General features: G+C 59.3%; 20 protein-coding genes and 3 pseudogenes. 11 read left to right on the forward strand and 12 right to left on the reverse strand.

What is annotated here, in order from left to right:
• Positions 1–126 precede the first annotated feature (126 nt).
• The 3 genes from ACFR99_RS13510 to ACFR99_RS13520 are packed head-to-tail and all read right to left on the reverse strand — an operon-like array spanning position 127 to position 4372.
• Positions 127–1434: an FAD-dependent oxidoreductase gene (locus tag ACFR99_RS13510; protein WP_390288212.1), complete on the reverse strand. Its 1308-nt coding sequence runs from the start codon at positions 1432–1434 to the stop codon at positions 127–129.
• Positions 1431–2438: an electron transfer flavoprotein subunit alpha/FixB family protein gene (locus ACFR99_RS13515; protein WP_390288214.1), complete on the reverse strand. Its 1008-nt coding sequence runs from the start codon at positions 2436–2438 to the stop codon at positions 1431–1433. Before ACFR99_RS13515 ends, ACFR99_RS13510 begins: the two co-directional genes overlap by 4 nt.
• Complete coding sequence (locus ACFR99_RS13520) at positions 2435–4372, reverse strand: oxidoreductase (RefSeq protein WP_390288216.1); 1938 nt, start codon at positions 4370–4372, stop codon at positions 2435–2437. The genes ACFR99_RS13515 and ACFR99_RS13520 overlap by 4 nt, the downstream gene beginning before the upstream one ends.
• Positions 4373–4559: 187 nt before the next feature.
• On the opposite strand from ACFR99_RS13520, the gene ACFR99_RS13525 reads away from it, so the two are divergent.
• Positions 4560–6485 carry a VWA domain-containing protein gene (locus ACFR99_RS13525; RefSeq protein WP_390288218.1) on the forward strand — a complete coding sequence of 642 codons (1926 nt, stop codon included), beginning with the start codon at positions 4560–4562 and terminating at the stop codon, positions 6483–6485.
• Positions 6482–7588 (forward strand): magnesium chelatase ATPase subunit I, encoded by a 1107-nt coding sequence (gene bchI / locus ACFR99_RS13530; protein WP_390288220.1) that lies wholly within the window; start codon positions 6482–6484, stop codon positions 7586–7588. Before ACFR99_RS13525 ends, bchI begins: the two co-directional genes overlap by 4 nt.
• A gap of 227 nt (positions 7589–7815) precedes the next feature.
• Here the strand turns inward: bchI and ACFR99_RS13535 are convergent, their stop codons facing one another.
• Entirely contained in the window at positions 7816–8943 is a 1128-nt protein-coding gene (locus tag ACFR99_RS13535) for a sugar-transfer associated ATP-grasp domain-containing protein (protein WP_390288222.1), read from the reverse strand.
• Between the two features lie 341 nt (positions 8944–9284).
• On the opposite strand from ACFR99_RS13535, the pseudogene ACFR99_RS13540 reads away from it, so the two are divergent.
• The 3 genes and pseudogenes from ACFR99_RS13540 to ACFR99_RS13550 all read left to right on the forward strand — a co-directional run bounded on the left by ACFR99_RS13540 (position 9285) and on the right by ACFR99_RS13550 (position 11915).
• A pseudogene (locus ACFR99_RS13540) lies at positions 9285–9628 on the forward strand (YbjQ family protein).
• Between the two features lie 1200 nt (positions 9629–10828).
• A complete protein-coding gene (locus ACFR99_RS13545; RefSeq protein WP_390288224.1) occupies positions 10829–11485 on the forward strand; it encodes a helix-turn-helix domain-containing protein in 657 nt (218 codons plus the stop codon).
• Positions 11486–11555: 70 nt separating this feature from the next.
• Positions 11556–11915 (forward strand): DUF7344 domain-containing protein, encoded by a 360-nt coding sequence (locus tag ACFR99_RS13550; protein ID WP_390288226.1) that lies wholly within the window; start codon positions 11556–11558, stop codon positions 11913–11915.
• 561 nt (positions 11916–12476) lie between these two features.
• On the opposite strand, the gene ACFR99_RS13555 is transcribed toward ACFR99_RS13550, so the two are convergent.
• Positions 12477–12755: a hypothetical protein gene (locus ACFR99_RS13555; RefSeq protein WP_390288228.1), complete on the reverse strand. Its 279-nt coding sequence runs from the start codon at positions 12753–12755 to the stop codon at positions 12477–12479.
• Between the two features lie 136 nt (positions 12756–12891).
• Complete coding sequence (locus ACFR99_RS13560) at positions 12892–13074, reverse strand: HVO_0649 family zinc finger protein (protein WP_390288230.1); 183 nt, start codon at positions 13072–13074, stop codon at positions 12892–12894.
• A gap of 275 nt (positions 13075–13349) precedes the next feature.
• Here ACFR99_RS13560 and ACFR99_RS13565 point away from each other — a divergent pair, with 275 nt between their 5' ends.
• A complete protein-coding gene (locus tag ACFR99_RS13565) occupies positions 13350–14066 on the forward strand; it encodes a class I SAM-dependent methyltransferase (protein ID WP_390288232.1) in 717 nt (238 codons plus the stop codon).
• Positions 14067–14097: 31 nt separating this feature from the next.
• Here the strand turns inward: ACFR99_RS13565 and ACFR99_RS20385 are convergent, their stop codons facing one another.
• The 3 genes from ACFR99_RS20385 to ACFR99_RS13575 form a co-directional block, all read right to left on the reverse strand.
• Positions 14098–14334, reverse strand: a complete 237-nt coding sequence (locus tag ACFR99_RS20385; RefSeq protein WP_465260902.1) for a toxin-antitoxin system TumE family protein — start codon at positions 14332–14334, stop codon at positions 14098–14100.
• Positions 14335–14422: 88 nt separating this feature from the next.
• Complete coding sequence (locus ACFR99_RS13570; protein ID WP_390288283.1) at positions 14423–14938, reverse strand: hypothetical protein; 516 nt, start codon at positions 14936–14938, stop codon at positions 14423–14425.
• Between the two features lie 108 nt (positions 14939–15046).
• Positions 15047–15886, reverse strand: coding sequence for a DUF8170 family protein (locus ACFR99_RS13575; RefSeq protein WP_390288234.1), 840 nt, complete (start codon positions 15884–15886; stop codon positions 15047–15049).
• 115 nt (positions 15887–16001) lie between these two features.
• Here ACFR99_RS13575 and ACFR99_RS13580 point away from each other — a divergent pair, with 115 nt between their 5' ends.
• A complete protein-coding gene (locus tag ACFR99_RS13580; protein ID WP_390288235.1) occupies positions 16002–16640 on the forward strand; it encodes a hypothetical protein in 639 nt (212 codons plus the stop codon).
• On the opposite strand, the pseudogene ACFR99_RS13585 reads toward ACFR99_RS13580, so the two are convergent.
• Positions 16637–16843, reverse strand: a pseudogene (locus tag ACFR99_RS13585) (DUF8110 family protein); the annotation flags it as partial. The gene ACFR99_RS13580 and the pseudogene ACFR99_RS13585 overlap by 4 nt on opposite strands.
• Before the next feature lie 15 nt (positions 16844–16858).
• Entirely contained in the window at positions 16859–17134 is a 276-nt protein-coding gene (locus ACFR99_RS13590; RefSeq protein ID WP_390288237.1) for a PadR family transcriptional regulator, read from the reverse strand.
• 188 nt (positions 17135–17322) lie between these two features.
• On the opposite strand from ACFR99_RS13590, the gene ACFR99_RS13595 reads away from it, so the two are divergent.
• Positions 17323–17649, forward strand: a complete 327-nt coding sequence (locus ACFR99_RS13595) for a hypothetical protein (RefSeq protein ID WP_390288239.1) — start codon at positions 17323–17325, stop codon at positions 17647–17649.
• Positions 17650–17776: 127 nt separating this feature from the next.
• Here the strand turns inward: ACFR99_RS13595 and ACFR99_RS13600 are convergent, their stop codons facing one another.
• Positions 17777–18292 carry a hypothetical protein gene (locus ACFR99_RS13600; protein ID WP_390288241.1) on the reverse strand — a complete coding sequence of 172 codons (516 nt, stop codon included), beginning with the start codon at positions 18290–18292 and terminating at the stop codon, positions 17777–17779.
• A 377-nt stretch (positions 18293–18669) separates the two neighbouring features.
• Here ACFR99_RS13600 and ACFR99_RS13605 point away from each other — a divergent pair, with 377 nt between their 5' ends.
• From ACFR99_RS13605 to ACFR99_RS13615, 3 genes and pseudogenes are all read left to right on the forward strand, one after another.
• Positions 18670–20109, forward strand: a complete 1440-nt coding sequence (locus tag ACFR99_RS13605) for a sulfatase (RefSeq protein WP_390288243.1) — start codon at positions 18670–18672, stop codon at positions 20107–20109.
• The gene (locus tag ACFR99_RS13610; protein WP_008014991.1) at positions 20106–20528 is read left to right on the forward strand and encodes a GtrA family protein; all 423 of its coding nucleotides are present in this window, start codon (positions 20106–20108) and stop codon (positions 20526–20528) included. The genes ACFR99_RS13605 and ACFR99_RS13610 overlap by 4 nt, the downstream gene beginning before the upstream one ends.
• A 486-nt stretch (positions 20529–21014) precedes the next feature.
• Positions 21015–21167, forward strand: a pseudogene (locus tag ACFR99_RS13615) (IS5/IS1182 family transposase); the annotation flags it as partial.
• Positions 21168–21266 lie beyond the last annotated feature (99 nt).

Genomic DNA, 21266 nt, shown 5'->3' on the forward strand with positions numbered 1-21266 from the left:
CCTCGTCGTCACCGTTAGTTCGTGTTGTGTGTGAACGCATTGCAGTAGTTGCCATCGTGTGTCGATATCGCTCTTTGGGTCGATCCGCGAGCGAGTCGTCCGTGTGAGTCGTGGTCGAATCGATCGTCATAGTGATCTGAACGCACGGTAGCCGTCTTTGAGCAGGTCGATGACGCCCGCGTCACTCCGGCGGAACGCCCGGTAGGCCTGTTTCCAGGTCAATCCCGCCGCGTCGGCACTCGAGGAGTACATCCCCTGCAGCACGGCCGCCGCCACGCCCGGATAGGCACCGTACATCCGCTCGTTCTCGAGGAACTCCGGCAGGTGGCGGTGCTGTTTCATGTCCTTGAGGACGTAGGATCGTTCGAGGCGGTCGTCGTAGCCCGCGCCAAAGGCGTCCCAGTTCCCACTCGCGTGGCACTCGAGTGCGCTATCGGCCGCGGCGAGGCCGCTCGTCACGCCGTAGTCGAGCCCGCGGAAGGTGTAACCCTTGTTGAGGACGAGCCCAGCGGCGTCGCCGACGAGCGCGATCCGGCGATCGTACCGCTCGGGCAGCGAATCGTAGGAGTGCTCGGGGACGAGGATGCCCTGGTACTCCTCGACGACGTCGCCGGCGACGTACGGCCGCACCGCGTCGAGTTCCATGAACTCCTCGAGCAGCCCGTACAGCGGCGTGCCGGTCTCGCCGTAGCCCTCGTCGCCGAGCCAGCGCAGTGTCTCCAGGCCGCCGACCGCGCCGACCGAGATGTAGTCCTCGAACGTGTAGATGAAGTAGCCGATCGTCGGTGCGCCTTCGGGGTAGCCGGTGTAGATGTACGCGGCCCCCTCGTCGCCCTCGAGTGCGAACCGCTCGTTGATGCGGTCGCGCCCGAGTTTGATCACTTTCTTCACCGACAGCGCCCGGTCCTCGTTGCGCATGGTCCGCTGGATCCCGGTCGCGCGCCCGACGGTCGTGTTGACCCCGTCCGCGCCGATCACGGCCCGGCACGTGAGGTCGCCGTCCTCGCGGTCGGTGTGGACGACGACCTGGTCGCGCTGCTGTGTGACGTCGGTGACCGTGGTTTCGGGCAGGAACAGTGCTCCCTGTTCTTCGGCCTTCTCGACGAACCACCGGTCGAACTTGCCGAGCATCAAGGTGTAGTTCGGCTCTTCGCGCAGTTCGTGGTCGCGGTAGCCGACCGAAACCTCGGCGTCGCCGTGGAGCAACTTGATGTTGTGCTCGACGACGTGGCGCTCGAGGGGTGCCTCCTCGGGGAACTCGGGAACGAGTTTCGCAAGGACGTCACCGTAGAGCACGCCGCCGGTAATGTTCTTCATACCGGGCTGTTTTGCCCGCTCGAGGATCGCGACGTCGAGGCCCTCAGACGCCAGTCTGTAGGCCGCTGCGGTGCCGGCACGGCCCGAGCCGACGACAGCGACGTCGACGTCGGTCATTGAGGCACCTCCTCGGACGCCTCGAGCTCGTCGTCAGCGGTCGCCTCCCTGATCGCCGCAGCCAGCGCCGGGCCGTACTCGTAGACGTCGCCGACGATTCCGAGGTCGGCGGCGTTGAAGATCTGTGCACTCGGGTCGGTATTGATCGCCAGCAGGAACTCGGCGTTCACCGCCCGCATGTGGTAGGGATCGCCGGAGATAGCACACGGGACGTACAGTTCCGTGTCGATCTCCTTGCCGGTGACGCCGATCTGGCGGTCGTAGGGGACCCACTCCTCGTCGGCCGGCGGCCGTGACGCACCGATGGCGGCCCCGAGCGCGTCGGCTACCTCCTCGATCACTTCGAAGCCGTCGGGGTCGCCGAGCCCGTAGCCGCCGGCGACGATGCGCCGCGCTTTCGCGAGATCCGACTCGGGCACCTCGCGTTCGCCGAGCGATCGGAGTCGATCGTCGTCTCCGACCGTCACCTCGTAGGTTCGTTCGCGTATCGACTCGCTCGGCGCTGATTCGGGCGTGCCGAGTGCATCGACGTTCAGGGTGACGACGGGGGGGCCGCGTTCGAAAGAGAGTTCCGCGTACGCGCGCTCGCTGTATGCCGGCCGGCCGGCGCGTACCTCGCCCGCTCGAACTCGGAGCAGGCAGTCAGTCACACAGCCACCCCGGAGCCTGCGAGCCGTCGCCGCGGCCAGATCGGCGGTATCGGGACTCTCCGGCAAGGCAACGACGAGCGGCTCGACGTCCCTCGCAAGTGTCGCGAGCGCAGCAGCGCGTGACGACACTGCCGCAGCCCCTCTCGCGAACGTCCCGTCCTCGCGAACGACGTGGACGATCGCGTCCGGCCGCCCTGCGGTCAGCGCCTCGGGATCGATGATCCCATCGAGCGCAACCGCGAGAACGTCTGGGCGGCGCTCACCGTCGGCCTCGAGCGCCTCCGCGAGCCGGTGTGCTTCCGCGAGTAGCGCTCCGTCGTCGGTGTCGGGGACCGTCACTATCGGCCCAGTCATGTCGAGAGCTCCCGGGCGAGCATCTCGCCGTCGTAGATCGCGGTGTCGATCAGTCGCGGTGCGACGCAGTCGCCGATCCGGTGGACAGAGTCGTCATCGAACCGGTCACGCAAGGCCGCCGCGAGGCCGTTTCGGGACTCACGGCGTTCGGCGACGACGAGCGCATCCGCCGCTCGCGGTTCGACGTCCTGTGAGTAGACGTTCAGGAGCTGTGCCGTGTCGCCGTCGAAGCCGACGATCGTCGTGTGAGTCAACAGCTCGACGTCGTGTTCGTACAGCGACTCGAGGAAGGGCGGGACGTTCGTCCCCTCCATCCGGTCGCCGGGATGGTAGGCGGTCGTCACGAAGGTCACGTCGTGACCCTCGACGGCCAGTTGCTCGGCGACGCCGACGCCGGCGGCGTGGTTGTTGTTGTCGAGGACGATCACGCGTTCGCCCACGTCGTCGCCGCGCAAGACGTCCCACGACCGGTAGACGTTTTCGCCCTCGAGCGGCGGCGGGCGCTCGCGTGCGCCGGTGGCGACAACGATCTCGTCCCAGGCCTCGCGATCGACGTCCGCGGGCGTGACCTCGACACCGGTCTCGACGGTCACGTCCCGGTTGTTCAACTGGTTGCGAAGGTTACGGACGGCGTCGCCGAACTCCTGGCGGGAGTCGACCTCGGTGGCGATGTTCGACTGGCCACCGAGGACGGCCTCGCGCTCTCGGATCGTCACCCGATGACCGAAGTCGGCCGCGGTGACGGCAAAAGAGAGGCCGGCGGGGCCGCCGCCCACGACGAGGATGCGCTTGGCCGTCGGTGCGTCCTCGAGGTCTTCGACGTGAGGGATCTTCGTCTCCCGGCCCGATCGGGGCGTCTGGATGCAGCCGACGTGTCCTTTGGTGTGGATCCCGCCGAGACAGTTCTGATTGCAGGCGATACAGTGAGTGACCTCGTCGTCGTCGCCCGCGCGAACCTTCCGGACGGTATCGGCGTCGCAGATGAGCTGGCGACACATCCCGATGAAGTCCGCCTGCCCCTCCTCTAAGAGGTCGTTGGCCTTCGTCATGTCGTTGATCCGCCCGGCGGCGATGACCGGCACGTCGAGCTCCGCTCGAGCGGCCCCGTAGTACTCCGAGGTGTAGCCGAGCGGTGCGTGCATCGGCGCGTCCGTGATGTACAGCTTCGAGATGGTCGCGATGTCCGAATCGAGAAAGTCGAGGCTGGGGTGGAGGTGACGAAGGACGTCGACGGCGTAGTCGTAGTCGTAACCGCCGTCTTCCATCTCGTCTAGCGTAAACCGAATGCCGATGGGGAACTCCTCGCCGACCCGATTGCGGATCGCTTCGACGACCTCGTTGACGAGCCGGACGCGGTTCTCGGTCGACCCGCCGTACCGGTCGTCGCGGTGGTTGTACTTCGGCGAGATGAACTGCCGCAAGATGCCGTCGTGGCCGGCTTTCAACTCGATGCCGTCGAGGCCGCCGCGCTTGACGTGTTCGGCCGTCTTCGCGAAGCCGAGTTTGATCTCCTCGATGTCCTCGATTTCCATTCGCTTTGGCATCTCGTAGCCGAAGTCGGTCGGGACCGCCGAGGGAGCCCACGTCTCGTGCATCGCGAACTCGCCTGAATCCTCGCCGCCGGTGTGTTGTAACTGTGCGAACACCTTCGTCCCGTACTCGTGACAGGCGTCGGCGATGGTCCGCAGCCGGGGAACGACCTCGGGGTCGTATCCCGACGCGTACATCGGGTTCGACGCGCTCGGGTGGACGAGCATGCTCGAGGGACCCACGATGAGACCGACGCCACCCCGTGCGCGGGCTCTGTAGTAGGCCGCGTCACGTTCCGTCGGCAACCCGTTCTCGGCGAACCCCGTCTCGTGGGCGAGAAACACCGTCCGGTTCGGGATCGTGACGGACCCGATCGATTTCGGTGTGAAAAGCATCTCTGTCATGGCAATTTATGTCGTATGTTCTCTAGAACCATGGTAGGAATCAACAGGTAAAGGTGTACCGACGACCGGAACGTTCTTGTTTTGTGAGGGTGTGTATGACACACATACTCACTCGAGCTGTGATACCGTGGTAGCTCCGTATCCCTTCAGCGCGATCGTCGATCAACGAGCGATGAAGCGGGCGCTCATGATAGCAGCCGTCAATCACGACGTCAGGGGCGTTCTACTCCGTGGAGAACGTGGGACGGCGAAGTCAACGGCCGTTCGCGCGCTGACGGAGATTCTGCCGACACAGGAGGTCGTCGAAGACTGTCGGTTTCGGTGTGAGCCGTCGGACGAGGGCCGACTGTGCGAGGAGTGTCAGCGTCGGGCCGACGACCGAGACACGCTCCCGACGGCCCGCCATCGAATGGGTGTCGTCGATCTACCCCTGAACGCCTCAGAAGACCGCGTCGTCGGGAGTATCGACCTCGAGCGAGCGGTTTCCGAGGGGGCGAACTACTTCGAACCGGGAATCCTGGCAGCAGCCAACCGAAACGTCCTCTACGTCGACGAGGTGAACCTGCTCGACGATCACATCGTCGACGTCCTGTTGGACGCCGCGGCGATGGGAGAGAACATCGTCGAGCGCGAGGGCGTCTCCGTTCGCCATCCGGCGAATTTCATCCTCGTCGGGACGATGAATCCCGAAGAAGGCGAGCTTCGCCCGCAGCTGCTCGATCGGTTCGACCTCGTCGTCGATGTCGAGGCGAGCGACGACGTCGACGAGCGCGTTCGGATCGCCGAACGCCGTGAGGCGTTCGACGACGACCCGGAGGGCTTTCGCCGCGCCTACGCCGACGAGCAAGACGCGCTCCGCGCGCAACTCCGTGCCGCCCGCGATCGACTCCCCGACGTGTCGATCGACGAGTCGATCCTCGAGGACGTCTCCTACCAGGCCGTCCGCCAGCGCGCCCACGGGATGCGAGCGGACGTCGCGGTCCACCGGATCGCCCGCGCCATCGCCGCACTCGAGGAAGCCGACGACGTCACTAAGGCCCACGCCCGCGAAGCCCAGTACTTTGCGTTCCCACACCGCGTCGAGGGCGTCCCGGAGATGAACTTTGGCAAGGGCGTCCTCGGAAGCGAGGCCGAGGGCGACGTCGAAGGTGACGACGACGAGCAGGAGACGGAGGGTGATCAGGATATCGACGGCGCTGCCGGCGGCATGCCGATCGCCGAGGGAGAGGAGTCCTATCCGGTCGACCGAACCGCCATCCAGCCGCCGAAAGACCGCACCATGCGCGACCGGCTGGCACGACGGACACCGTCGACGGTCGACGTCAAATCCGGTCGGTACGTCGATGCACGAACCGCAGAGACGGTCGACGACGTCGCGATCGATTCGACGGTCCGGGCGGCGGCCCCCCACCAGTCGACACGTGTACCGGACGACGATCGCGCGATCGTCGTCGAACCACGGGATCTGCGTCAGAAGATCCGCCAGCGGACGGCTCGAGCGCTCGTGGTCTTCGTCGTCGACGCGAGCGGCAGCGTCATGAGCGGCCAACAGATGATGGAGACCAAACGCGGGATCCTCTCGTTGATCGAAGACGCATATCGGGCACGTGATCGCGTCGCCGTCGTCGTCTTCCGGGGCGAGGGGGCCTTTACCCTCGTGGAGCCGACGCGGAACCTGCAGGCCGCCCGCCGGTCGGTCTCGAACCTGACTGTCGGTGGGAACACACCGCTGGCACACGGCCTCGTCGAGGCCTACCGTCTCGTCACCCGCGAGAAACGCCGTGACGAGGACCTCTACCCGCTCGTAGTCCTGTTCTCGGACGGGCAAACGAATGTCGAGTATCGCGAGGACGGCGACCCGAAAGACGACGCCTTCGAGGCCGCCGCGCTGTTCGCCGATGACGATATTCCGTCCGTGTTCGTCGATACCGGCTACGAGATCGACACGACACCCGACGAGATCTGGACACACCGCAAGGCAGAACGGATCAAGCGCAAACGCCTCGAGCGAAACCTCACGTACGCCGAGACGATGGGTGCCGACTACCTGCCGCTGGTCGACCTACCCCGGGAGACACAGCTCCCGATCGAGCCCACGGAGGAAGCCGTATGACGAATAACGAACCAGCTACGCCGACGGTATCGACCGGAGGAAGCGACGAGCCCGCCGCGGGAGAGCGCTCCCGTACGTTCCCGTTTACCGCGATCGTCGACCAATCCGAGATGAAACGCGCGCTCGTTCTCAACGCGATCAATCCGGACATCGGCGGCGTACTCATCCGTGGCGAGCGCGGGACCGCCAAGTCGACGGCCGTCCGGGCGCTCGCCGACGTCCTCCCGGACGTGACCGTCGTCGCCGACTGTCCCTATCGCTGTCCGCCGACGGATCCCGACCGGATGTGTGACTCCTGTCGGGAACGCTACGAAAGCGACGAGGAACTCCCCGTCGAAGAGCAGCCGATGCGCGTAGTCGATCTCCCATTGAACGCCTCGGAGGACCGCGTCGTCGGGAGTATCGATCTCGAGCGTGCAGTCAGGGAGGGCGAGCGGGAGTTCGAGCCCGGCATTCTGGCGGCGGCCAATCGAAACATCCTCTACGTGGACGAGGTGAACCTGCTCGACGACCACATCGTCGACGTCCTGTTGGACGCCGCGGCGATGGGCGTCAACGTCGTCGAACGCGAAGGCGTCTCCGTCCGCCACCCCGCGGAGTTCATCCTCGTCGGGACGATGAACCCGGAGGAAGGCGACCTCCGCCCGCAACTACTCGACCGGTTCGGGCTCGTCGTCGACGTCGAGGGAGTCAGCGAGGTCGACGACCGCGTCGAGATCAGCACGCGCCGGGCCGCCTTCGACGACGATCCCGACGCGTTCGCCGCCACCTACGCCGACGAGCAACAACACCTCCGAGAGCGGATCGTCGAGGCGCGGGCTCGACTCGAGGCCGTCACGCTCCCCGACGACATCGCCCGGCTCATCGCCGGAATGAACATCGAACTCGAGGTAGACGGCCACCGCGGCGACATTACGCTCCGGCGGGCTGCACGGACGCTGGCGGCGTTCGAAGGAGCGGATGCCGTGACAGCACGCACCGTCCGCCGCGTCGCCCGGCTGGCCCTGAACCACCGGCTCAAGCGGCTCCCGTTCGAGGAAGAAGAAGCGGACGTAATGAGTGCGTTCCACGACGTCCGGGATCGGCTGGATCTCGAGGATTGAGACGGATCGCTGTCAGTGCCAGAGCAACCGCAGTATCACAGTTTTTTTACTGATTTGATATCCACCCCACGCTGAAGCGCGAAGATTCCGTCGAAGGAGAGCACGTCTGTCGTGTGTCCCCGAAGGAACACCAACCGAGACCATCGGGGCCTCCGGCTGTGTGGATAGGTACTCATTCGTCGGCGTCATCCTCCCAGAAACGACGAGGCTTTCGCCTTGTCTTTCCATCAGACGACGCGATGTCGTTGGTAGAAGCGTCGTGTCCGGTCCTCTGCCAGGAGCGGCCGATGCACCTGAAGCGATGCCACACCCGGATAACTATTAGCCTCGATGATCTTGAACTCGCCCTTGCTGGTGACGACGAGGTCCCAGCCGACATATGGCAGGTGTGAGAACGTACCGGCAATCTCGAGCAGTCGCTCGCGAATTGCATCCCAGCCAGGGATCGCCGTGCCTTCAATACGAGCACCGGTTTCAGGGTGGTTGTCATGCCAGTCGACGGTGCCATCGTGCGGATATTCAGCGCCGGCACTGAGTCGTCCTGTTTCCCGATCGACCTCTGCACTTAACCCACCGTTCGAAAAGTTATCGACGGGGACAGAGTCGCTGCTCCCGATCCGGTGGATCGCGATGGGAATAAACGCGTCCTGTGTCCGCTCATCAAACATCGTGAGGACCCGCACCGTGTTTGTCGTCTCAGGAAACAGTTCATCCGCGTAGTCAGCTTGGTCGACAAACTCACAGACGAGGTAGTCGTCGAGGGATCCGACTATATCTGCGAGTTCGGCGTCGGTTTTCGCAGTTCCGTCGTACAGGTACGAACCGTCTCGCCGTTCGAGAAAGTGGACGTTGTTTCCGCCACCGCCGCTGAACCACTTCAGCACAAGTCGATCCCCGTCCGAGAGAGCAGTGTCAAACCACTCGAGCGGATCCATGGTTGGGTGTGCGGTGTCGGGAGCGGTCCGATACTCGAGTTCGCTCCCACCGTCGCTCACAACTGTCCTGTTGTCGTCCGGGTCGAAGAGATGGAAGCGTCCGTTCTTGAGGAGCCCATACACCGACGGTCGGTGCGAGGGAAACTCGCCAAGGACCCGATGAAACGCGAGCTTGTTATCGATGAGGGCGTTCCAGTGGCCGTTGATCCGGCTCGATCGAACGAACCGCTGATAGTCACTGAGATAGGCGCTGGGATCGTAGGTCTCGAAATCGTAAATGACACCTGATTTGCTCAAAAATCCATGCCTGTAGTGCCGAAGTCGGTCACGAGGTGAGACATCGAAGGTGGGACCGGATCGCCGCTCTTCTCGGATGAGTTTTCGAACCTGATTTACGGTCTGGTATGCCTCTCGGATCATCGATAGCCGCTATACACCTGCAGTACATACTTATATTCAGAGTAGTCTCTGCTAAAACACTCAAATCAGGAATCAGGATCCGTATGATCAGACGCAGCGGATTTAGTGAAGACATATCTTCTTATGATTCAGAACAAAGCACTCATACGGTCTGCTGTACCGAGTCCCCGGCGGGACCGCAGGACGTGTCGCAGTTGCACCGACACTGACTAACAGGAATCCGTATCAAGGAGCGCTGGAAGGAAACCGCTCCCCGTACCTACAGGCGGAGCAGGCCGCGTGCCTCGAGACGGTTCACTGCTATCTGTGGTTATCATCAATCAGGTTGGATATTGATGAGTATGGCGGAATCAGATATCACGATCACAACGACGGACAGCCTCGAGGGACGAGAAGTTAGGAGTATCTCGGTGTGGTCTCGGGCGAAGACATAATCGGCGCGAACGTCATGAGCGACATCGCCGCCGGGATCCGAGACGTTGTCGGGGGACGGAGCGGATCGTACGAAAAGAAGATCGAGAACGGGCGGACGGAAGCGATCAACGATATCCAGGCGGACGCACGAGAACGGGGTGCTGACGCTGTAATTGGTGCGACGTTCGATTACGAGGAGATGGGAGAGGGCATGCTCTGGGGCAACCTCTCAGGAACTGCAGTCAAAACACAGAGCAGAACGTCGGGTTGATCGCGGAAGCTGTCTGTGACAGCGACCGTGTTCGGCGTTACCGTACGAACTCGATCACGTCGGTTCTGCGACCGTATCGTGCATCTCGATCGGCAAAGGAGTAAGTGTTCGGGGCGACGGTCGCCCCGCATCGCACACCGACACCGTGTCACACAGGTGTCTGACTGACATTTTTAGACGACAGTCTGGTTGCAACGGTTATGGCGACGTCAGACCCAACCCCTGCCCGAACGGACACCGGTCCACAGTCCGCCAGCGACGCCCTCCTATCGACACGACCCGCAACGACCGTAGTTCGCCTCGTTGCGTACCTGAAACGATGGCCGGCGTATCTCTTGGCGGTGTGCTGGCCAGGTGCCGGCCACCTCTACCGGCGCCACTGGGCACGCGGCTGCAGTTGGGCAGCACTGTACGGAACCACACTCCTATTTCTTAGTTCCGGCACAATCCTCGCCGCGGGTTCGGTCACCGACCCACTCCTCGTTACTGCACTCCGCCTCGAGACAGTCGCATTCGGCGATGTGGCCATGCCGCTCACCGTGCTCGTCTGCAGTGTGTTTGACCTCTCCACGCGTGACATGCTCGACAAATTGAACTAGCGGACTGTGAGCCGATACGTATCGTGGATTTCAGAGCGACTTTCCACCACACAGACACCCTCGACTACGGAGTATCCGGCCCGTTGCTGGGTACGCGCAAGTCGGACCAAATGCCATCCACGTTGACTGTGGCCTCTCACTCGATCTTGTACTCAGAAATCGTGTCGGCATTGCACCGAGGACAGCGGGTGGCCGACGCTGAGACCTCGGTCCCACACCGGCGACACTCACGGACGGTGGTCGGCTCCGTCGTCCCGAAGAACAATGACCTGACCAGTTCTTTTATTGTTCTCACTCTATGAGAGTAACGTCAGACACACATAAATATCCATATCACTTTATCAATATCAGATGGATAAGTGTATAGCGGTTGTCAGGGAGCATGTTTGAGACTCGTGCGGGTGCCGTATCCCCGCCGTACTCGCTCTCTCCGATCGCTCCGTGAGGGCGGGGGCTTGGCACCCTCAACGCCACCGCTAACGATCAACACAGAGGAAGCAGGTAACGATACCTAGGCGATCAGACGTCCGGGATCGGTGGCGCCTTGAGTATGATACGATCAGTCGTAGACCTTTAGAGCTGGAAGCCCACGGGACAGACGATGGCTACCGAGGCTACGTTCGCGGTTCCGTCAGACCAATTCCCCTTGGGGACAGTGTTCAACCAACTGCCGAACGTAACGGTCGAGTTGGAGCGACTGATCCCCGCTCGGGACGTGGTGATCCCCTACTTCTGGGTACGGGGAACCGAAGTCACCGACATCGAGAGCACATTCACCGAGCACCCGGGCGTGAAGGAGATTCTGTTCGTTGACTCCGTTGAGGACGAGTACCTGTTACGCGTCGAGTGGGCGCTGGACCACGACGACGTGCTGACCATATTGACGGAGACAGAAGTGCCGCTCATTAGGGCTATTGGCACGAATCAGCAGTGGACGTTCGAAATCCGCGGCGACGATCGAACCGACGTCGCAAACTTTCAACGACGGTGTCGAGAACTGGACATCCCAATCACATTGACTGAGTTGAATGCGCTCACACCGGTTGAAACGGAGACTGAAGCTGCTCTCACCGACACCCAGCAAGAGGCACTGATCCTCGCCTACGAGCGCGGCTACTTCGAGTCCCCACGACAGGTCACGTTGGAAGAACTCGGCGAGGAACTCGGCATCTCACAGCAGGCCGTCGGTTCCCGGCTCCGGGGAGGGATCAACCACGTCCTCGGGAGTACGCTCTCGGCTGTCGCAGACCGATCCTGATCGATTGTAAAAAGCAGTTTGTGTATGAAAAAGCGAACGTGATTGCCGTCGAGCGCTTGCACTATATTTAATGACTGGGTCATCTGCCGCCTTCGACTCGGTGCTCGACCTGTGTCAACACCAGCATCGTCGGGTCGTACTTGGAATACTCGCAGAGGAACAGCGGTCGTTGACGGTTGATGACCTCACACAGGCTATCCTCAAGTACAATCATCAAACCCCAATTACAGAGGCGCCTGAAGACGTGATAGCAGAGACTCGTCTCTCACTCCATCATATTCACCTCCCAAAGTTGGCCGCAGAAGGGTTCGCCACCTATTATTCAGACCGGCATCTAGTGGAACCAACTGAACAGTTCGAGCAGGTACAACCGACCGTGTCCACGATCATTGGTGCAGACCCCACACTTGAAACGCCGATCGAACTCTAGTGTCGATCAACCGTCCACCCTTCTCGGCTTTATCTTCATTTTGTGCTAGATCATTTCATTGAGGGAATAAGGACGACGAACAGTACGCAGGTGAAGTGACAGTAGTTTCTCGAAAATAGCTATCTAAAGAAGAGGAATTCAACAGAGCCTGATTTATGTAAAGAGCCGATCTTCTCACCAGGAGATGGCACGCAGAGACGATGTAGCCAGAGTTCTCTCGAAGTGCAAATCCTGTGCAGCCGTATACACAGCCTACTACTGGCCAAATGGAGATATCAAAGCGGTCGGTCGAGAAAATTGCCGTTGCCGCTCTATTGAGTATATCACTCTCGAAGAGTCAGATGACTCTGATTCGATATCCTCCAGTAGCTGATCATCGATTTTCCCGTACTGATCGGAGGATTACCGCGGAGAGATACGTGAACTGTCCTCTGATACCCTCGCTTCGGTTTTGTTAAACCTCGCCATCAGAGGAGTTATCGGGTGCTAAGTACACGCGATTTCTTACTGGTTCCACAGCTATTAGTCAGTTCACCAGAATGTACAAGAGAAATCTGATTGCTACTCGTCTTGAAGCGAAGCAGCAATCGATTTGAGTTCCTCCTTGCGGAAAGGATTCCCTGCCTTGTCTGGGTCGTCTTCCTCTAACACACCGATTTTCCAGAGGATTCCCGCCCGCATCTGTGGCTTGGACGGAAGACGATTCGTGTCTATCTCGTAGTCCACAGCATCACAAATTGCAGCGAGAGCCTCTTTGGTGAAAGCAGTGGATTCCTGCCGTTCGTATCGACCCACGGCCAGCCGAATCTCGTTTCGCAGATCGTCAACAGTTCGTGTCATACTGATAAAAAGGGTGGACTCGACCTGTATATTTCGGCTATGCGTCGAACGCCTGGCTCTCCAGCACGACGGAAAATCTCCTCGAGAGGAGATGTCACCTGATGTGTATTCGTTGCCACCAGCTGCGAGCCACCCATCACTTCAGATTGAACGTATGCTCTCGAGTCGCATCACAACTGGGGCAGACGTGACGATACACGAGTTGCTGGCCGTCCGTTCGGCTCTCCCAGTTACCCTCCTCGTCCACGTACCCACAGTCTGGACATTTCTTCTCCGTCGTTTCGTAGCGCCGCCGAAGGCGCTCGAGCACTGTTGTCATATAGCATGCTACCACCGCTGGAAGTAAAAATGAGGTGGTCCCTCATGACCATCTCTTCTGCTATCGTCTGAGAATTTTTCGTAGCACCGTTCTGGGGCGTGTTTTAATATCACTACAATAGATAAGTGACGCATGTCTGATCGCAGACGATCCGGCCTGCATAAGACACCCACTATGTGTCCACTCCGTGGCCGCCGGACGAAATGGCCACACGCTACCCCCCACTAATGTACTACTTTGGCGTGTATCATTGGCGGCGTCGACTGCGCCGGCTAATGATCGGCTTCACGATCGGGTTTGGAGCGATATTGATTGGTCGGCAGACGACCTCAAGGTGGCTGCACCACGTCGCCGTCGCGGCAGGGCTCACGACAGCCGCTATTACCACGTACCAAAGTCGGACTCTCTTCTCGCCACCGCCCTGGGTCATTCGCGAGAAGAAGTACGCGGCACTGGCGACACGACTCCCGCTCGCGGACGCGACCACAGTGCTCGATGTCGGTTGCGGAACAGGGCGGTCACTGGTCGGCATCGCACCGTTCGTCCCGGAAACCTGTTCGGTTATCGGCCTCGACGTGTTCGATGACCGCGTCATTCTCGGGAACAGTCCAGCCCTCGCCATCCGCAACGGCCGCGCCGCCGGTCTCGATGTAACTGCCGTCGCCGGTGACGCGACACGACTGCCCATTGCGAGCGATACCCAGGACGTGGTAACCGCCTGCCGGGTGCTCCACGACCTGCCCGCCACAGACCAGCCGAAAGCGCTCGAGGAACTGCACCGCGTCTGTGCACCCGACGGGACACTCGGAGTCCTCGAGCTCCCACTGACACCGGCGGCGACCAGTGCCGATCCGGAATCATACTGGCGACAACAGCTCACCGATGCCGGCTTCGCAGTTAAGGTGTGTCACCAGGTCGATAGCCCTCATCGAACGGACCCGTACCACGTGTTCATCGCAACACCATCAGCGAAAGCAGAGTGCGGGGCTTAATCTCAACGTCAGTTCAAGGAGAGTCCTTGAGTTAAAGTGACTCCCGAGTAAGCGCGAACAATACACACCTACGCATGCAACTCTGAACGCGGTCTTCGATCCATTCAAGCACAGCGAAGAGGACATTTAGCTGATGCTCAGACTTGAATGGAGAAGACACCACCACTGAGGATGCGTCTGGCGGGGGATGGAAATGTTCTCGAGGCACCTCTGGCTTTGGATGGCGATCCCAGCGACACTGCAGGCCTAGATTATTCGGCGTGACAATCCTTGATTTCGGACGGTTGAGTTGTTTTAGTAGTCAGTTCGGGATAGGCAGTACTCGGGGCTCGTGCGGTTCGCTTGACCGGAGACGATCAACCATGAGTCTCGAGCCAGAACGCAGGCGGGCTCTTCAACGGCGTCATCGGTGGGCGCTCCGGCTCGAAATGCGTGACCAGACGCGTCTTCGTCTCACCATCCGTCCGATGAGTGAGTTCGAACACGTACCCGTCGGCCAGGACGTCTCGCACCTCGTCCGCTGACTCGACTCTACTGTCTGGAACCAGATCGTTTGATGACGGCACCGGGACTTCGATTTCGCCGTCTCGGACGAGTTCAACCAAGTCCAATGCGTGGTAATGATCCCACCCGTCAACGTGACTCAAGTCGAGATCACCGACGACGACATATTCAGTTTCGTCGGGCAACAGCTCAGCGAGTATTCGAAGCCTCTCTTTACGGTCCGGCCACCACTCGTAGTTCCCGAATTCGTCCCGATTACCTAACGCGTCGATATCCCCGTCACGCTGCCGAACGGACTCGACCGGTCGTCCAAGCGCATCCCCACACGCCAACCCCAGCAGAACACCGCGGGCACGAACCGAATCCATACCCTATCCAACAAATACGTTCAAGAAAAATGTATGGTCGCGGTCACTCCTTGGACTTCGTTCCCGTTCGGAGATTCTCCAGAACGGCATTTATGTCCGTGAATGCAGCTATTCGTCCCGGAGCATCTCTACGTCAAATTCCGTTTCCCACCGCGGGCGTTCTGGCCCCGGCATCTCATCAGCAAGATCTCGCAGCTCGGCCATCGTCGTCCAGGGGTAGCACTGGTTCATCGCCTCAAACCGTTTGAAGAAGCTCAGATGGACCCAGCTGTATTCGGCGGGCGGCTCATCGATGTCATTTTGACGTTCTTTGATGAGGTCAGTGAGTTCTCGCTCGGTGATCTCGATGCCTTCCTCTTGCGCTGCTGTCAGCAGTGATGCGATTTCTTCTTTCTTCGTCTCGGCGACTCGCTGCTCACTCTCAATATGATCGAAGTCAGCGTAGTACACCGCCAGAGCAGCCTGAATGACGTCTTCTCGTGTCTCTAGGCTATCGCGGGTAAGGCCAGTATAGTCGCGCGGGAACACGAATGCCTTATTCACGAAGAGTGCTCTGACAACCCCGAGTTCCGGGCTCTCACCACCGCTTTCCTTCTCATAGACGCCAGCGATGTAATCTGCTGCCTCACCGAGGAGGTTGATCTTGACGTCGAATTCGGGGACAACCGCAGTATCCAAGTCGATCGTATCCCCGAGAACGATTGATTCAGCGTTCGTTGGCATGTTGAGGCAGTTCGCGAACTCTCGAAGGCGTCGTCCGTACGCGTCGCGGTAGCTGCCAAGTACCAGGTAGCTACTATCGGCTTGCTCGAACCGGGGGAGTTCTTCGTTCATATATCGGACGACTTCGTGGTAGTCACCCTGTGGTGGAGAGCTAATTCCTTCGAAAATACGGCTGACAGCCCGGTAGATGGCGTGTGAATTTCGTGGAACCCGTGGCCCGCTCATGTTTCTGACTACAGAAGTGTTTGGCTTAAATGTTCATATACGGGTTGGGATAATAGCTATTATTCCAACCTGCCTATCCCGAACAGTTACATGAGTGGGGACGGAACAGACACGTATGAGCAATAGTGCAGGGAGCCCACGAAATCCGGTCGACAGCGAAGCAGACCCATTCGGGGGTGACGACATTCTGCCGATCGAGAAACAGCGGCGGGCACACCGATTCCTCACGCAAGAAACCCGCTACCACATCATTCAAGCCGTGCTTGGACATCCAAGGTACCTGGCGACACTCGACGAACTCGAATACCTAGTGCCCAAGAATCGCTCCACCATCCGGGAGCACCTTGACCGGCTTGCAGAGAGGCAGGTGATGGCGAAGTACAAATACCGTGGCGATGAGGCCGAACAGAATGATCCACGGGAATTCTGGGGATTCACCAGCTACGGGATCACCCTCTTAGATGAGTACAGTTACCTCCGGTATGTCCCGGTTCTGCGCGCCTTACAGGAAAATCTCTATCTCACCAAGAAAATCAAACGGCATCAGGATGCGCCGCGACCAGACCTGCCAGAAGACGTTAGTGAAGCCCTCAAAATTCCAGAAATAGACGACGAAACAGAGGAGATTATCGATGACGCGCTCGCTGCCCGAGAACACGGTGGCGGCCGACTCTTTGATGCTCCCCCTATTGAGCCAGATGAAGACGTTGAGACCGAAGACGGTGCAGACCGCCCTCTCGACGAACTCTTCTAGCCCTCTGTCGGAGAAAAATGTATGGGAAGTAACTCATCAGGCATCGTTCCCGTTCGGAGATTCTCCCGATACTCGCTCCACGCCTGATACATCTCCACTCGCTCATCTTCCGTCATTGTCTCGTGTTCCGTGTCGTCGTAGAACGGGAGTTCGTCTTTCTCCGGCATGTCCATCAGACGGCCAGGCGGGTAGAGCTCCTCATAATCTGTAGTAGGGAATCAAAATTCGATGTATTGTTCCTCCCATCCACGCCGTTCCTGGATCTGCTCACGCCCGGCGTCCGTAATCGCGTAATAGTTTGTCCGGCGGTCTAACTGCCCTTTTTCGACCAGTTCCTTGTTAACAAGCGTATCCAGATTCGGATACAGCCGGCCATGATTGATCTCGGAGCTGTAGTACTGCTCGACTTCCTCCTTTACATCTTGGCCGGATGGCTGGTCGGCTCCTGCGATCACGTACAAGAGATCGCGTTGAAAGCCAGTCAAATCGTGCATACACTGTTCACGATAAACAGCGTATTTGTTACCCTGCTTGTATATGCAACTCATCAATCTTATAGCCAGCTAAACACATCCTAAACGTAGCTCTCATCCCTGTCTCAATTCCCGGTTTCCACAAATTCACACATTCATGTCTTTTTCCAGATAGGAAGGCCTATACTGAGGTGTTCGAATTACGGAGTATGACACGCACCAACGGCAAAACCGCATCCAGCGAGTCAAACACGGAGCAACTGCCGAACCGAATTACTGTTGTCGGACGCGGCGTCCCGTCGAACTTCGAGTTCTCCGTTGCCGGTGACATCGAAATGATGAGCGAAGATCCTGTAGAAGAGGCGACCGTCGTTACGAAGAACGCTGTCGAGGGTTCGATCGAGGTCGGTGTTCAACGCTTCCGATTCTCCGGCGAGTTAGCAAACATCCACGTTGCCGATTGGAACGGCATGGAAGGTGGAGAATCCCCGAGCACACCAACCATTCACGTCGATTACGGCGTCTCTGACCGGTAGCACCCCGTCTATTGGCCAGTGTTAGGTCGCCTCCGATTGCTGTTATGCTGTTCAAGTACTCACAGAGCAGGTATCAGAACAATTCTACGGCTCCCTTAGAGTGGTTGTGAAGCAACACTTGACGACGTTACCGGTAGGCTTCGACCGAGTCGTCAAACGCGTCGCCGAGTGTCTGTACGAGGTCGGAATTGTCAACGACGAACTCAACGAACGCGTCGTTTAGCGCTGCGGTATACGCTTCGAAGAACCCGTCGTGCTCGTCAACTCGGATCGGGTACGTTCCTCTAATCATGGTTCGTTTCTCTCCTGTCGTCGCGGCGTTCGTTGATTCAAGGCAGTCTTCGATGCTGCGTACCCGCTTGTCGAATTCTTCGTTGTAAATGTCTCTGAACGCCGTAGGGTTCGAACCCATACACCGGAAGTTGAACCGCAGTTCCCGGTCCTGGACTGCCGTGTCTCTGTTGCTGTTGTCCCCCATTCGATGGTAGAACCCGATTCTGAGGTCGTTCCTGTTACTTGCTCGTTGTACCAGTACTTCGTCTTCCTGTTCTCGCCGCCGCCATCCATACTTGAAGACGTGCTGCCAGTCACCACCGTTGTCGTAGAAAATCCAGCGCTCGTCCTCGTTCGCACCTCGATCCACGATACGTCAGTGTAGTCCTCGTTGTTCAGTGACCCGGGCCTGACACGGTCATGTTCGGGCAGTGGGCCAAGTGGTCCCCGGTCGCTCTCTCAGGGTGAATCAACTGTTGGACTCTCGTCGGTTACTACTGGGGACAGTGGTCGCAAAATGTATCCTGATATATAGGTTTTACAGTTGTCCGTCTATTTCGCTGGCAGTATCGTAACCCTCATACGCTAACTGACTAATCAACCACTACCCAATGCGTCTCTTTTTTCCATTACCTGACATCAAACGCAGACAGTCCGCACCGCGTGCTTACGCTTCGGAATCCGTCCGATTGTCATCGCAACGGGTTACAACACTAAACCGATCAAGAGGTGGCTAACTGACAGATTATGACATCTGGTAAACCAATTTCGAACGTCGTACTCATCACGGTTGACTCGCTTCGGGCGGACGCAATCAATCCGTACGACGATGGCCGACACACGCCGGTGCTGGAATCGCTTGCGGATCGTGGGACCGTATTCGATCGTGCCTTTGCGACCGGGAACTGGACCCCGTTTTCGTTCCCGTCGATGTTAGCGTCACGACCCGTATTCGCCGACGGCGGTAGAATCGGTATCGAGGACTCGCCGACGCTTGCTCGGGCGCTCTCGGAGGCCGGCATTTCTACTGGCGGGTTCAACGCCGCGAACGGATTTCTGACCTCACACTGGGGTTACGACGACGGGTTCAACGAATTCGAATCGTTCGTCACGGATGTCGGCTCGAACGTCTACAGCCGGTACCTGGCGACACATCCGACGGTCGAGGCATGGCTACAGTTAGCGACATCACCGCTTCGGCGTGCCAAGTCGTGGCTCCAGCGAGAGACCGACGACCGGCCGTTTTTGGACACATCGCGGATGTTCGACGTTGAGCACGCCGCACGATCATTTATGCAGGAGACGGAGTCGCCGTTTTTCCTCTGGGTCCACTACATGGATGTCCACACACCATACGTTCCCGCACCTCGCTATATCCGTGAGGTGTCGTCAAACCTCGTCGGCACACACCGGATGTTGCTCGCCCACACGCGGACTGGTCTCGGCTGGGACGTCAGCGAGCGAACGCTCGAGGACCTTCGGACGCTCTATCAGGCGGCCGTTCGGCAAGTCGACGCAAGCATCGGGCGACTCCTCGAGACGCTTTCGGAGACCGGCCTCGACGACGACACAGCCGTTATCGTCGCGGGCGACCACGGCGAGGAGTTTCAGGAACATGGCCATCTCGCGCATTACCCGAAGCTGTATGATGAACTGATTCGGGTACCATTGCTCGTCGACATCCCCGGAACGGAGAGCCGACGGGTTGAACAACAGGTTGGCCTCGACGCGCTTCCGCCGACGGTCACGGACTTACTCGATGTCCAGCCACCGGACGCGTGGACGGGAACGTCACTGCTACCGAGCGTTTGCAGCGATAAGCCGCCGGCTGACGAGCCCGTCGTCTCGGTCACCGTTCGGGACGAGGACGTGACGTCACAACCGATCCCGCGGTCGCTCGAAGACGGTGACCTCCTCGTCAGTGCCCGAACCCGGGACTGGACCTACATCGAGAACGTAGCGACTGACGACTGCGAACTCTACCACCGGCAGAACGATCCACTCCAACAAACGAATCTCGCGACCGACCCGAGGCCCGACCAACAGGACGTGATCGAAGAACTCGTACCAATCGTTACCGAGCACGCCAATATGCTCCAGAAAGCGGATACGACGGCAGATGAAGACGATGATAACGGACCCGACGACAATCTTGAAGCCCGACTGCAGGCACTTGGCTACAGATGATCCAGCGGTTCCTCCGCAATCTCATTAGCAGTCCGATCGCACCGCAGCTGCGACGGTTCGTTGCTGTCGGAATCATCGCCGCTGGGGTACAGATGATGTTGCTCTGGGTGTTCGTCGACAAAATCGGTCTGTATTACCTGATTGGTGGACTGATCGCTATCGAGATCACCATCGTTCTCTCGTACGTCCTCAACAACCTCTGGACCTTCCGAGCGAGCCGGAACACCGGCACCAGAGAATATTTCGTTGGCCTCCTCAAGACGAACGTCGTCCGCGGGACAGCGATCCCGATCCAGCTCGCGATTCTCTTGCTGCTCGTCGAGTTGGGTAGCATCCCATATCTTCTGGGCAATGCAGTGGCAATCGCACTCAGCGGGATCTATCGGTACGTACTCGACGCACGGTGGACGTGGGGGTGAGCCGGCTCGAACGGACGCCGGCCATCGACGGGTCCCGTGGGCTATTGGCCTCAACTGAGTGCAAGGAATACGCATAGCGTCGCGAACTTGAGTCAGAACGATCAGCAGCGGCCGATTCTGAATGTGTTGAAATCGAAGGGGGTTGATAACGATGTCGACGAATATACTCATTGTCACGTTCATACCCGCGCGACATGGGCAGATCCAATCATTTATTCATCTCTGTCTCTCCCCTCTTGGCGGCCATCACCCAGCCCGCCCAAGTGATTTGAGATCCTTCCGGGGACCGTCCTACTGAGAGGTGTCTATCCAATCCCGAGGGTGTCGACGGCCTCGAGTGGAATGCCGCCGTCATGCTCGAGGAGACCAGCAGCTATGTAACACGCTATACATCAGCTCCTTGCCTCGAATGCGACCGAACAGGCTGTCGACGACTGCACGTCCATCTATGATCTCGAGGACGAGCCCGCAACCCGATTGACCGATCGGTACTCTCAGCGGTCAGTGACTGAAACCGTGAACTCCGCAATCAAGCGCTCGCTCGGCTACGCCATGCGAGCGCGTACCTGGTATCGAGAGTTCCGTGAAATCACCCTGATGTGTGTTGTCTATAACATCGAACGGACCATCAAACAGTGAAATCCACCGCCGTATGGCGATTCAACACAGCCCAGTAGTCACACCCGCTCGCTGTTGAGGTGTATGCGCTCGCGGATCCTGGACGACCTCATTGACCGA

This window comes from Haloarchaeobius amylolyticus (assembly GCF_042678045.1).
Lineage (GTDB): Archaea > Halobacteriota > Halobacteria > Halobacteriales > Natrialbaceae > Natrinema > Natrinema amylolyticus_A.